The 12964-nt window shown below is 59.8% G+C and carries 11 protein-coding genes; 5 read left to right on the top strand and 6 right to left on the bottom strand.

What is annotated here, in order from left to right; all coding sequences use genetic code 11:
• Positions 1 to 8: 8 nt before the first annotated feature.
• From J3O30_RS23860 to J3O30_RS23835, 6 genes are all read right to left on the bottom strand, one after another.
• The gene (locus J3O30_RS23860; RefSeq protein WP_207585044.1) at positions 9 to 1661 is read right to left on the bottom strand and encodes a GMC family oxidoreductase; all 1653 of its coding nucleotides are present in this window, start codon (positions 1659 to 1661) and stop codon (positions 9 to 11) included.
• 80 nt (positions 1662 to 1741) lie between these two features.
• A complete protein-coding gene (locus tag J3O30_RS23855) occupies positions 1742 to 2824 on the bottom strand; it encodes an ATP-binding cassette domain-containing protein (protein ID WP_207585043.1) in 1083 nt (360 codons plus the stop codon).
• 7 nt (positions 2825 to 2831) lie between these two features.
• Positions 2832 to 3716 (bottom strand): carbohydrate ABC transporter permease, encoded by an 885-nt coding sequence (locus J3O30_RS23850; protein ID WP_207585042.1) that lies wholly within the window; start codon positions 3714 to 3716, stop codon positions 2832 to 2834.
• On the bottom strand, positions 3716 to 4603 hold the full coding sequence (locus J3O30_RS23845; protein ID WP_207585041.1) for a sugar ABC transporter permease: 888 nt from the start codon (positions 4601 to 4603) through the stop codon (positions 3716 to 3718). The genes J3O30_RS23850 and J3O30_RS23845 overlap by 1 nt, the downstream gene beginning before the upstream one ends.
• A 96-nt stretch (positions 4604 to 4699) precedes the next feature.
• Positions 4700 to 5932 carry an ABC transporter substrate-binding protein gene (locus J3O30_RS23840; RefSeq protein ID WP_207585040.1) on the bottom strand — a complete coding sequence of 411 codons (1233 nt, stop codon included), beginning with the start codon at positions 5930 to 5932 and terminating at the stop codon, positions 4700 to 4702.
• Between the two features lie 58 nt (positions 5933 to 5990).
• Entirely contained in the window at positions 5991 to 6944 is a 954-nt protein-coding gene (locus tag J3O30_RS23835) for a sugar phosphate isomerase/epimerase (RefSeq protein WP_207585039.1), read from the bottom strand.
• Between the two features lie 222 nt (positions 6945 to 7166).
• On the opposite strand from J3O30_RS23835, the gene J3O30_RS23830 reads away from it, so the two are divergent.
• The 5 genes from J3O30_RS23830 (at position 7167) to J3O30_RS23810 (ending at position 12815) form a co-directional block, all read left to right on the top strand.
• A complete protein-coding gene (locus J3O30_RS23830) occupies positions 7167 to 8237 on the top strand; it encodes a LacI family DNA-binding transcriptional regulator (protein WP_207585038.1) in 1071 nt (356 codons plus the stop codon).
• A gap of 227 nt (positions 8238 to 8464) precedes the next feature.
• A complete protein-coding gene (locus J3O30_RS23825; protein ID WP_207585037.1) occupies positions 8465 to 10339 on the top strand; it encodes an adenylate/guanylate cyclase domain-containing protein in 1875 nt (624 codons plus the stop codon).
• Positions 10340 to 10456: 117 nt separating this feature from the next.
• Positions 10457 to 11788, top strand: coding sequence for a hypothetical protein (locus J3O30_RS23820; protein ID WP_207585036.1), 1332 nt, complete (start codon positions 10457 to 10459; stop codon positions 11786 to 11788).
• 8 nt (positions 11789 to 11796) lie between these two features.
• Positions 11797 to 12402: a hypothetical protein gene (locus tag J3O30_RS23815; RefSeq protein WP_207585035.1), complete on the top strand. Its 606-nt coding sequence runs from the start codon at positions 11797 to 11799 to the stop codon at positions 12400 to 12402.
• Between the two features lie 32 nt (positions 12403 to 12434).
• On the top strand, positions 12435 to 12815 hold the full coding sequence (locus tag J3O30_RS23810) for a hypothetical protein (RefSeq protein ID WP_207585034.1): 381 nt from the start codon (positions 12435 to 12437) through the stop codon (positions 12813 to 12815).
• The last annotated feature ends 149 nt before the right edge of the window (positions 12816 to 12964 follow it).

Genomic DNA, 12964 nt, shown 5'->3' with positions numbered 1-12964 from the left:
AGGCGCAGCTACAGCTGTCCTGTCCGGTATTGCGAGACAAGATTCCGGCAGGCGCGGATCGTCAGAGCCATGACGGTGAGTGTGGTGCCGGCGATGCCGCTGCCGGGGAAGGCGCTGGCGTCGGTGACAATCAGGTTCGGGACATCCCAGACCTGGTTGTAGGGGTTGAGCACCGAAGCTTCCGGGGTTTCACCCATGCGCGCGCCGCCCGTTTCATGGATTGCCGCGCCCATGCACATGGTCTTGCGGAACCAACTGCGGAACATGAAGCGGCTGAAGGCATCGGCCTCGGGAAAGGCGCCCTTGCCCATCTCCTTGAGGCCGGTGGGCGAACCGATGAATTCAAGATCGCCTCCGACCTCGCTGATCATGGCGATCAGCGTCTCTTCCTGCCGGCGAAGCAGCGCCTGCTCCTCCGCTTGCATCACGCAGCGGATATGCGCAACGGGAATGTTCCAGGCGTCCTTGCGCCTGACATCAAGCGTAATGCGATTGTCGGCATAGGGCAGCATGCGGCCGAAACCGAAGAAGGCGAGACGCGCATCAGCGTCGCCGGAGACCGGCGCTCGGCCGACGCTTCCCTGGTAGTCGAAATCGCCGCGGGCAGCGTCGCCCTCACCGAAGCGGGGAATGAAGATCCCGCCTGATGGATTGTAGAACGGATCCGTCGGGGCGGAGCCATCGGGCGCCCAGCCCTTCGCCTTCGAAAAGGAACCGAAGGCGAGGCACGGAAGCTGGTCCATGAAATAGCGGCCAAGAGCGCCTGAGCTGTTGCCGAGCCCATCCGGATGTTTTGCCGAAGCCGAATTCAAGAGCAGCCGCACGCTCTCTATCGGCGAGGCGGAGAGAACCACCGTCGCGGCGCGGGCCGTCGATACTTGTCCGGTATTGCGATCGGTGAACTCCGCGCCGGTGGCACGTCCGGTTCTCCCGTCCGTGGTGATGCGGCGAACGACGGCATCGTAGCGGACTGTCAGCCTGCCGGTGGCCTTGGCTTCCCGCAGCGGTCGCGGCATGCGTTCGGCATCCGGCGCGATGTAGCGCCAGGAGACAACGTGCCTTTCCGGCCAGCGGCTTTCGACCGCCTGCTTGAAGATCTGTTCGGCGGGCGTCAGGCTTGCCGGCTTCGCATAGACGCCGTCCGGCAGGGTCGGCACATCGTCCTTGTTGCCGTAGAGCCCGAGATAAGTCTCCACTTCGTCGTAGAAAGGCGCCAATTCGCCATATGAGACCGGCCAGTCAACGCCCTTTCCGGCGCGTGATCGGATCTTGAAATCATCATCGGTCCAGCGCAGCAGCACGCGGCCAAAACTGTGGAGGCGGCCGCCGCCCTGGCGGCCACGGATCCAGAGGAAAGGCTCGCCCTTCGGCGTGGTATAGGGGTTCTTGCGGTCGTTGACGAAGAAGTGGCTGAAGCGCTCGGTAAAAAACGCCGCCCGCGCCTGGATCGGCTGGCCCTTGAGTGTCGCCCGCGCACGCTCCCAGATATTGATGCTGCTTGCAGGCGCCTTCTTGCGGGCGGGATCGAAATCCTTCGGCCCAACAGCGGGGCCGGCCTCGAGAAGCAGCACCGAAAGGCCCTGCGCTGTCAGCTCTTTGACCGCGAAGGAACCCGCCGCGCCGGAGCCGATCACCAGCGCATCGTAGACAATCTCAGACATTTCCAAATCCTGTCCTGGAGCAATTGCTCAAAACCGCGCGCAACGCGCCGGCAATTGCGGGAAAACAAAGGGACGAGGCATCACAGCCGCGATCCGTCGGCGCCGAAGAGCGACGCCTTGGCGATATCGAGCCCGGGAGCCAGGGCATCGCCGGGCTGCAGGGTGACGTCGCCCATCAGCCTCAGCGAGAGGCTTTGATCCGCCCAGTCAAACCAAACGACGGCGTCCGAACCCATCGGCTCGACGACGGAAACACAGCCGGGAATGATGGGCAGGCTGCTTACCGCCCTATCGAGCACAAGATGCTCAGGGCGAAAGCCGAGCGTTGCCGGTCCTTCCGCCGCGCCTGCGCTAAAGGAATAGCCGGAGAGATCGACGGCGAGCCCCTTGCTCCGGAAGACCGGTGAGGAGGCGGCGCGCTCGATCCTGCCTTCGATGAAATTCATTGCCGGCGCGCCGATGAAACCGGCAACGAAGAGATTGGCCGGGCGGCGATAGATCTCAGCCGGCGAAGCGAGCTGCTGGATCACGCCGTCGCGCATGATGGCGATGCGATCGGCAAGCGTCAGCGCCTCTACCTGATCATGGGTCACGTAGATCATAGTGTTGCCGAGGCGCTGATGCAGCTTCTTGATCTCGACGCGCAATTCGTTGCGCAGCTTGGCATCGAGGTTCGACAGCGGTTCGTCGAAAAGGAAAACATCGACTTCGCGCACCAGCGCCCGGCCGATGGCGACGCGCTGGCGCTGGCCGCCCGACAGCTCGGCAGGGCGCCTGTCGAGCAGCGTGTCGAGATGGAGGAGCGCGGCCGTGCGGGCGACGCGGGCCTCGATCTCGGCTTTCGGCAGACCGGCGACGCGAAGGCCGAAGGACAGGTTCTTGCGAACCGACATGCGTGGATAGAGCGCGTAGGACTGAAAGACCATGCCGATGCCGCGGTCCTTCGGCTCCTCCCAGCTGACGTTCTTGCCTGAGATCCACACCTCGCCTGATGTAATGTCCTGGAGGCCTGCAATGGCGCTCAGAAGCGTTGACTTGCCGCAGCCGGAAGGGCCGAGCAGAACCAGGAATTCCCGGGGAGCGATATCGATCGACAGCTTCTCGATCACCGTATGGTCGCCATAGGCGATCTTCAGGTCCTTGACGGAGACGGCAGATTGCATGGAAGCATTACCCCTTGACTGCGCCGGCCGCGATGCCGCGCACGAACCAGCGGCCGGACAGGAAATAGATGGCGAGCGGAACGATGGCGGTCAGGATCGTCGCCGCCATGTTGACGTTGTAGGTCCGCTCGCCCATCGTGGTGTTGACGATATTGTTGAGCTGCACGGTCATCGGCAGGTTGTCACGCCCGGCAAATACCAGACCGAGCAGGAAGTCGTTCCAGATGCCGGTGAACTGCAGCATCGAGACCACCACCACCATCGGCACGGCGATCGGCAGCATGATCTCGAAAAAGATACGCCAGAAGCCGGCGCCGTCGACGCGCGCCGCCTTGCAGAGCTCCTCCGGCACGCTGATGAAATAATTGCGGAAGAGCAGCGTCACCAGCGGCAGGCCGAAGATGACATGCACGAGAATGATGCCGGCGAGCGAATTGTAGAGGGCGATATTCGCCATCGCCCGGACCATCGGATAGAGAAAGATCTGGTAGGGGATGAGGCCGCCGGCCATCAGCAGGCCGAAGAGCAGGTTTGCCCCTCGCGGCCGCCAGAGCGACAGCGCATAGCCGTTGACGGCGCCGATAAAGACCGAGAGCGCAACCGCGGGAAGGGTGATCGCCACCGAATTCCAGAAGCCGCTGCGAATGCCGACACAGACGGTCCCCATGCAGGCGCCCGACCAGGCGGTCGTCCAGGCGGAAAAATCGAGCGTCGCCGGCAGGGCGAAGATCTGCCCGAGCCGGATTTCCTCCATCGACTTCAGCGAGGTGACGACCATCGTGTAAAGCGGCAGAAGAAAGAAAAGTGCGGCAACGACCAGGAAGGCATAGAGGCCGATGCGCCCGACGGTGATCTGCGCCGGCTTCGGACCGTTCGGATGAGGACCGGCCATCACGCGGCTCCCTTCGCTCTGTCGCGCATGTGCATCGCGTAGCGGAACGGCGCGACTGCGATGATCACACCGAGGACAAGCACCGTCGCGCCGGCAGTGGCGAGGCCGAGGTTCTGACGTCCGAACAAATTGTCCATGATGAATTTCGCCGGCACCTCCGTCGCATTGCCGGGGCCGCCGTTCGTCATGGCGACGACGATGTCATAGGTCTTGATCACGCCCATGGCGAGCAGCATGCCGGCCGCCGCCAGCGCCGGTCCGAGCTGCGGCAGGACGATCGAGACATAGATCCGCCAGACGGGAATGCCGTCTATCCGCGCCGCCTTCCATTGCTCGCCTTCGATGCCGCGCATGCCGGCGAGCGCAATGACCATCACCAGCCCCGCACCCTGCCATACGCCGGCAAGCACCAGCGCATAGATCGCCATGTCACGATTGACCACCCAGTCGAGGACAAAACTCTCCCAGCCGAGCGAACGCACGCTCGCCTGGATGCCAAGGGTCGGATTGAGCATCCATTGCCAGATCAGCCCGGTCACCACGAAGGACATGGCATAGGGATAAAGAAATATGGTTCTGAAGGCGCTTTCAAAACGGATCTTGCGGTCCAGCGCCGCGGCCAACAGGAAGCCGAGCAACAGGCAGCCCGCGACGTAGAGGACGCCGAAGATCAACACGTTTTGCAGCGATGCAAGCCACTTGGCGGAAGAGAACAGCTTCGAATACTGCGCAAAGCCGACATAGGTTGAAGATGGAAAGAGCGTCGAATTGGTGAAGGACAGGCGGATCGACCAGGCCATGGTGCCGATGAAGACCACGACCGCGACGAACCAAGTCGGCAGCAGCGCAATGGTGGCGGAAAGATTGGATTTGCGTTTGATGGGCATCGGCCGGCTCGTTGACGGAAAAGCGGGGCACACGCCACCGCGAGGCAGCGACGTCGGCCGCGGCGTCGGGATCAGGCCGACGCCGCAGGCACTATTCTACTCGAAGACAGCGAAGAAATTCTCGGCCCCAGTAGCTGCATCGTTCGAGCCACCGCTCCAGTATTCGTCGACGAAATCGTCGAGCGCGCCGACCTGCTGAGGAGTAAGCACGATCGCCTGATCCGGGACGATCGCACCGGCAGCCATCAGCTCGACACCCTTCTGAGCGCAGACATCAAGCTTCGACTTGTCGACATCGGTTCGCATCGGAACCGAGCCCTTCTTCAAGGCGAATTCGACCTGCACCTTCTGATCCATCACGACTTCGGCGAGAAGTTTCTGCGCCTTGTCGGTCGCGGCATTGCCGGTCTTCGGGAACCAGAGGGAGTCGGCGATATAGACCATACCCTTGGACTCCGGCACGATCATGCAGCCATAGTCTTTACCCGGCTCCTTGCCGGCAACGGTGAATTCGCCCTTCGCCCAGTCGCCCATGAACTGCACGCCGGCCTTGGCGGTGATCAGCATGGCCGTTGCGTCGTTCCAGTTGCGGCCGGCGGCACCCGCATCGACATAGCCGCGCAGCTTGGCGAGAATTTCGAGGGTCTTCTTCACGCCGTCGACCGAGGCCTGGCTCTTGTCCTTGTCGACATAGATCTTCAGGAAGCCGTCGATCCCGAGCTGCGAGAGCAGGATCATGTTGAAGACCTTGGTCTGCTGCCAGGGCTGGCCACCCCAGGCAACGGGAACGATGCCGGCAGCCTTCAGCTTGTCGAAGTCGGCGAAGAACTCGTCCCAGGTCTTGGGCTCCTCGGCGATGCCGGCCTTGCCGAAGGCTTCCTTGGAATAAAAGACCCAGCTTTCGCCATGGGCGCCGGTCGGCGCGAGATAGACCTTGCCGTCATAGGAGATGAGATCATGGATCGATTTCGGCAGGACGTCGGCCCATTTGCCGGCACCGGCTACGTCGTCGATCGGATTGAACAGACCTTGGTTGATGAAATCTGCGGCCGCGAGGCCGATGACGCCCTGCTTGGCCCCGGGCGCGTCACCGGCGACGATACGGTTCTGGAAGGCGGCATCGGCGGCGCCGAAGCCGGCGATCGAGGAATCCTTCCAGACGCCGCCGCGCTTTTCGAACTCGTTCTTGATGACGTTGAGGGCTGCCGCTTCGCCGCCCGACGTCCAGGACGACATGATCTCGATCGTCGGTTTGTCCTCGGCATGCGCCGAAGCGAAGAGACCGGCGAATGCCACACCGGCAAGAAAAAGCTTCATCATTGTCTTCATTGTTCCACCTCTTGAAAATGCCCTCTTTGCGGGGCGTTCGTTGTCTTGGGAATAATCGTCAGCGATAGATCGGCAGGAGCGCCTGCCGGACGAGCGTCAGCCCGTTGGCGATGTCGCGGACGGGATCCGGCGCGGCATCGAGTTCGAGAATTGCCCAACCTTCAAAGGCACGGTCGCGCAGCAGTCGGATCCAGGCCGGCCAGTCGACCCGTCCAAAGCCGAAGCTGCAGAAATACGGCTGGTGGCGATCGTGGATGTGCTTGTCGATCGGCGTGTCGGCGGGCATAGGCCCGACCGCATCCTTCCAGTGGGCAATGATCATGCGCTCGTGGTGGCGATCAACGAGCTGGATGGGATCGGAGCCGGCAACGATGATATGGGCCGTGTCCGGGCACATATGCACATAGGCTGGGTCGGTCAGCAGCATCATCAGGTCGACGTCGCGTGCAGCGGCAAAAATCGAATGCGCCTCGGTGTGCAGCGCCAGCTGCACGCCCCTGGCATAGAGGGTCGCGCCGAGCCGGTTCAGGAAATCGGCGATCACCTTGGCGCGGTCGAAATCGTAAAACTGCACCGGCTGGGCGCCGAGCGTCTGGCGAAGCGGGGCGCCGATCACCATGATGTCGCTGCCGCAGGCTTTCAGGAAGTCGGCATATCGCTCCGCCTTGTCGATCAGCGCGCGCTGGGCTTCGGGCTCGGCGAAGTCGCCCGCCGCCTCCAGTTCCGCGAAGAAGCCGCTGCAGAGCGTCAGGCGGCGTCTTGCCAGCTCGGCTGCAAAGGCATCGACGGAACCATAGGTCTTGATCGCATCCTGCCAGTTGAACGGAGAAAAGGTCAGCTCGACGCCGGTGACGCCGGAGGCCTGGACGCTGTCGAGAATCTTGTCCCAGAAGGCGCGCGGTTCGGTGCGCGCATAGTCGATGATCGCGTCATGGCTATCGACGCCCCAGAAGCCGGGATCGAAGAACGTCACGAGATCGACGCCGAATCGGAGCCTGTCGCCAGTAGCCATAATCCATCCATTTCTTAAGGCATGACCTACTCGCGTGCGGAAGATCAGTTCCGCAATCAATAAATCATGAATTTTCAACGCATTAAGGAATGGCAATCGTTTGCCATGCCTAGATGATAATCAAGCTGGTTTTTTAAGCAAGCGATTTTTGGCAAACGTTTGCTATAAATCGCCGGCTGCCTTAGAGTTGCAAATCGAAGCATCCGGGAGAATGAAACAAACGTGAATAAAAACAAGGATGTGGCCATAGAGGAGCAGTCGGGCGCGCTGATGGCCGATGTCGCGCGGCTCGCCGGTGTCGCGATCTCAACGGTCAGCCGTGCGCTCGCCAATCCAGGACGGGTCAACGAGAAGACGCGCGCCAAGATCAACGCGGCGGCCAAGCAGCTCGGCTATACTCCCAATGCGATGGCGCGCGGTCTCAGGGTCGGCAAATCCAACATCATCATGATCATCCTGCCCGGATCGCTCTATTATGGCGTCTCACAGATCATTCCGCAGGTCCTGCAGAGCATCAACAAGTCGCTGATCCAGGGCGGCTACAACCTGATGATCGCCAACCTCGATCGCGACGAGATTTCCGAGCGGCACATTCTCGACCTCGCCTTCGGCGGCAGCGTGCGCGGAGCCATTATCCTGTCGTCGAAGCTTCCGGAGGTCGATGGGCGCTCGCTGGCAAGTTCCGGCCTGCCGATCGTTTCGATGCTGCTCGACATGAGCGATGCGGGACTGCAGAGCGTCGTGACGAACGACCGCGAGGCTGTGCGCGACGTCACCGCCGAACTGATCCGGCTTGGCCATCGCCGGTTCTTCTACCTTGCAGGACCTGAAGGCAATTATCATGACGTCGAGCGCTATGGCGGCGTGCTCGAGGCGCTTGCGGCAGCCGGCCTATCGAAGGAGGCCGTGCGTCGCTCGGGCGGTCGTCTCGATTATCAGCATGGTTTCGACATCGGCGTGCAGGCGGCAGACGATTTCGCTGGATTGGACGAGAAACCAACGGCAGTCATCGCCACCAGCGATGACATGGCCATCTCGTTTGTCAGTTGCGTCAAGCGCGCAGGCTTGAGCATTCCCGATGATCTGTCCGTCGTCTCCTTCGACGGTTCGCCCGTCTGCGAATTCTCCTCGCCACCGCTCTCGACGATCGAGCAGCCGGTGGAAGAGATGGGCCGCGCCGCAGTGGATCTCCTGCTCGACGCCCTTGGCCAGAGCCAGAACCCTGCTTCTGTGCCCACCGTCATCCGCAGCAGGCTTATCCTGCGGGAAAGTATTGCCCCTCCGAAGAGTTGACGATGGGGAACCGGTTCGCGCATCCCGTACAGAAACGCCAGGCCCTCATTCGGAGGGTGCCACCGTGTGCAACTTCTCGCTGCCGTAATCCGCGACCTCGAGGCTCTCCGGGAGTTCTTACGGGCGAGACGGCGATTTTAGTTGTCAGTCATACGATCGTCCGGCAACATTACTGGCTAGCTTCTCGAATTGAATAGTATTGCCACCAGCACGTTGGGGAGACGGGCATGTGTGCAGAGCTTGTCGAGCGTCGATTGACGGCTATTCTGGCTGCCGATGTGGTGGGGTACAGCCGTCTCCTGGAGGCAAACGAAGAGGAGACGCTCAATGCCCTTCGGCAGCATCGCCGCGAGCTCTTCGAACCAGCTGTCACGACCCACGACGGGCGTATAATCAAGGTGATGGGCGACGGTTTCCTGGTCGAGTTCGGCAGCGTGCTCAGTGCTGCACGATGCGCAGTCGATATCCAGCGCGGCATGCTGGAGCGCAACATGGGGATTCCAGCCGACAGGCACTTTGCGTTTCGAATAGGCTTGAATTTGGGCGACATCGTCTTCGATGCGGATGACTTTCATGGGGACGGCATTAATGTGGCGGTCCGGCTACAAGCCCTTGCAGCTCCGGGCGGTATTGCCTGTTCGGCGGCTGTGCGCCACGAAGTCGGAAACAAACTCGGGCTCGATTTCGCAGACCAGGGCGAAAAGACCGTCAAGAACATCTCCCGTCCTGTGCATGTCTATTTTGCCGATTGGGGCAATGTCGCCTCCGGTGAAGGGGTGCCGCTTGCGGCAAACGGACACACGCAGGCACCCGTCAACAAACCATCCGTGGCAATCCTGCCATTTGCCAACATCAGCGACGATCCCGCCCAGGAGTTTTTCAGCGACGGCATTACCGAGGACATCATCACTGATCTGTCGAATGTTTCAGGCCTGTTTGTCCTGAGCCGCTACACTGTCTTCACATGGAAAGGCCGGAGCGAGAACCTGCAGCGCATCGCCAGGGAACTCGGGGTTGCCTATGTCGTAGAGGGCAGCGTCCGCAAGGCCGGCAACCACGTGAGGATCAATGCCGAATTGATCGACGCAGCCAGCGACGGCCACGTCTGGGCCGCGCGTTACGATCGCGACCTCACCGATATCTTCGAAGTGCAGGACGAGATCACGAAGGCAATTGTCGAGCAACTCAAGGTCAAGCTGCTCCCTGAGGAAAAGGAGGCAATCGAGCTGGCGCCGACAGAGAGCGTCGAAGCTTATACGCACTTCCTCAGGGGGCGCGAATACTACCATATTGCCTCGCGCTCGAACCATCTGATGGCCAGGCAGAGCTTCGCCCGAGCCATCGAACTGGATCCGAATTATGCGCGCGCCTATGCCGGTATCGCGGTTTGCGATGCGCGTCTGCGATCTCAGTTCGGCGCCGAGATTTCGGTGGAGGACATTCTCGCGAATACGACGATGGCACTCGTTATCGATCCCAATCTGGCGGAAGCACATGCGGCCAAGGGATTTGCGTTGGCGGTGGCCGGCAATCGCACCGAGGCAGTTTCTGCATTCGAGCAGGCTTTGTCGCTCGACGCAAATTGCCACGAGGCAAATCGGTACTATGCCGAATTTTGCGTCACCGAAGGTCAATTCGAACTCGCGGCTGCGCACTTTCAGCGTGCGATGGAAATCAAGCCTGCCGATTATGGTGCGCCGATCATGCTTGTGAACGTCCTTCGTTCGCTCGGGCAATTAGACAAGGCAAGTAGCTATGCTCGGATCGCGTTGAAAAAGGCGGAGGAAGAACTGCGGCTACATCCGGAGAATGCCAATGTTGCCTGCCTGGGAGCGACGGCGCTGGCCTTTCTCGGTGTCCGCGATCAGGCCCTGGAGTGGTTGGCCCGCTCTCTGGCGACGGATCCCGACGATATCAACATTCAGTACAATGCCGCCTGCACTTATGCACTGCTTGGCGAGATTGAGCGAGCGATAGACTTGCTCGAGGTCTGGATGCCTCAGGTCGGCATCGAGATGCGGCTGTGGTTCAAGAACGATTCCGACCTCGATCCCATTCGCAGTCACCCGCGTTATTCAAGGTTGGTTGAGCTGTCAGAATAACGCCTCGTACACCTTGGAAGGCTAGTTCTAATTCTATTTTATTACTTGCTAAAATTCTTGCGAGCGCCGATCGTCAACTTAAACTGGCAATCATAAAAGTCTTTTGAGGGGGAGCGGATGGGCACCCGGTTCAGGCTTTTTGTACAGCCTCCATTTGAAGATGCTCGGTCCAAGCCCGAGATTGTCGAAGTTTCGTCTCCGTTGGGTAGCCTGACAGCTGGCCCAGCCGACGATCGCATGTTCGTGGTGGAGCCGGTCGGCAAGACCGGTCCTTACGGTTTAAACCGCGGACCGCTCGGAACGCCGTACATCTATCTGCCGCCCTGGACCGGGAAAATCCTCGCGCCCGCCACTCCCGACCCGTGCGGCAATTTCAACTATCTCCGACCTTCGATGGCTGGCTTCGAAGCCGCGCATGTTTTTGGATGCGTGCGATTCACGCTGGATGTGTGGGAGCGCTATCTCGGCCAGCCGCTCACCTGGCATTTTCGTGATCATTATGACCGTCTGGAAATCTCCATTTTGCCGCAATGGGACAATGCCCAGTACGGCTATGGCTTCCTCGAAGTCGGCAGCCAGTTCGAGAAGGATGGAAACATCCTTCCCTTCAGCCTGGATTTCGACGTCATCGCCCACGAGGTGGGTCACGCGATCATCTTCAGTGTGCTTGGCGTGCCGCGTCCCGGAACTGAGTACCCTGAATATCTTGGCTTCCAGGAGGCCTTCTCCGACTGCGTGTCGCTGATCGCGGCCATGCATTTTCCCTCCGTGATAGACAATGTTCTCGTGGAGACGCGCGGTAACCTCTACCGTGCAAACCGCCTGTCACGCTTTTCGGAATTTTCGCCGCATCGCCAGATACGGTCGGCAAACAACAAACGAACGATGGCTGAGTTCGCGCGTGGGTGGAAGGACGAGCACGAACTCTCGCAACCCCTCACCGGCGCCATATTCGACATCCTCGTCGACATCTTTCATGAGAGCCTCGTGGCGCGCGGCTTGATCTCGCATGCGGTTGAAGACCTCGCAGATATTGCCGAGTTCGATCCGGCTGCCGAGGCGCCGGTGCAGCATGCTTTCGACCGCGCTTTCGCGCAGGACTCGGATGGTTTTGTCGAAGCACTGCTCGACGCACGCGATATCGTCGGGACGTATCTGGCGAAAACCTTGTGGACTCTCGCTCCCGACTTTCTCGACTACGGCGACGTCGCGCGAACGATGCTTGCGATCGATCAGGACGAAAGTGGCGGTCAGTTCGCACGGATCATCAGTAGAAACTTCAGGCGACGGGCGATCGGTGAAGTGCACGCTGGCCCGCACCTCAAAGGCGGCGAGCATCACAGTCACGTCCACTCTGCGCGGACGTTGCTGCCGATTGATTATCTGGAGCTTCCGAAGATGACCTTTCGCGAGACAGTCCTGCTGTCGAGATCAATGAGCAGTCAATAATCCGGTAGATGGAGGCAGAAGTGGCAGACAATGAAACCTTACTCGGCCTATCAGCGATACATCTGTTCGGGCGCCCACTGAGTGATCTGATTCTCAGAGGTGGACCCATTTATCAGAATCTAAGTGTACCAATTGCAGGAAGAAATAATTTCCTGAGGGACCAGCTTGGTGCAGCCGACGCGGTTCTGGCGCGAATCTTTGCTTTCTCCTTTGAGGGAGCGTTCATTGAACTTGGTCGACCAGCCATCTTCGTCGTCCACGGTCCTGGAGCCGATCCAGAAGATCCGCCCCCGAGGAACGTGGCGGGTGATATCGAGTATGACAGATTGTATCGGTCCCCTGGTTCGAGTGCACGAACCGGCCTTGGTTCCCAATTCGTGGCACTCGCTAAGGACATGAGGGTCTGGATTTATGACAAAGGCGATGTCTCAATGAGGCTCGATGCCGAAACAGGGACCCTTGAGCAAATCCTGCTGTCGGCCGAGGTTTCAACTGATCCCCGGGGAATGGCGAGCGGCGTAATGTCCAGATCGGGCGGTGCCCTGTCCCGCTCTGGTGGCGTGATGTCAAGATCGGGCGGGTTCATCCCTCGCAGATCGAGCGATAACGACTAAACCCAGTATAAGGACGGACTAGGGAGGATCATATGGCCATCGTGAACCCTAAAGTTAAAATCGTGCGCCTTGAGCCGGAGATTGTTGTTGCTCCGTTACTTGTTCGAACCCCATTCAAGATCATAGGCTCCGGCCTCAGCAACAAGATATACGTTTATATATCTACGCAAGAAGACGGCAGTGATGACGTTTCAAACCCAAATGGCTACGACGAGAAGCAGAAAGACAAATATAAAATCAAAATCGATACTGACACTTCTGGTACAAGCACAGATAAAGTGTTGTCGTTAATTGTTAAACCGGAGCTTGACGCCGGCCCGTTCGACGAAAAAACAGAATTTTGGGTTGCTATAAAACTGGATGATATGAACGGTAAGTTCGAAGCGGCACGAAAAACGTTCAAACTCGTCTGACGTCGCGGTCACTTTGTCAATTACGGGTTGAGGTCCAAAGGGTTGGAGGTCGTTCGTCAGGCGCTTCCGACCGACCTGCAACAGATAGGCACGCGAGCCGTTTCCAAAACCGCATTGCTCTTCCACGGTTTCGATTCATCTCGCCGGCG

Source organism: Rhizobium sp. NZLR1 (genome assembly GCF_017357385.1).
Lineage (GTDB): Bacteria > Pseudomonadota > Alphaproteobacteria > Rhizobiales > Rhizobiaceae > Rhizobium.
The sequence above is the reverse complement of the archived record's forward strand: the minus strand, read 5'-3'. Positions and strand labels throughout refer to the sequence as shown.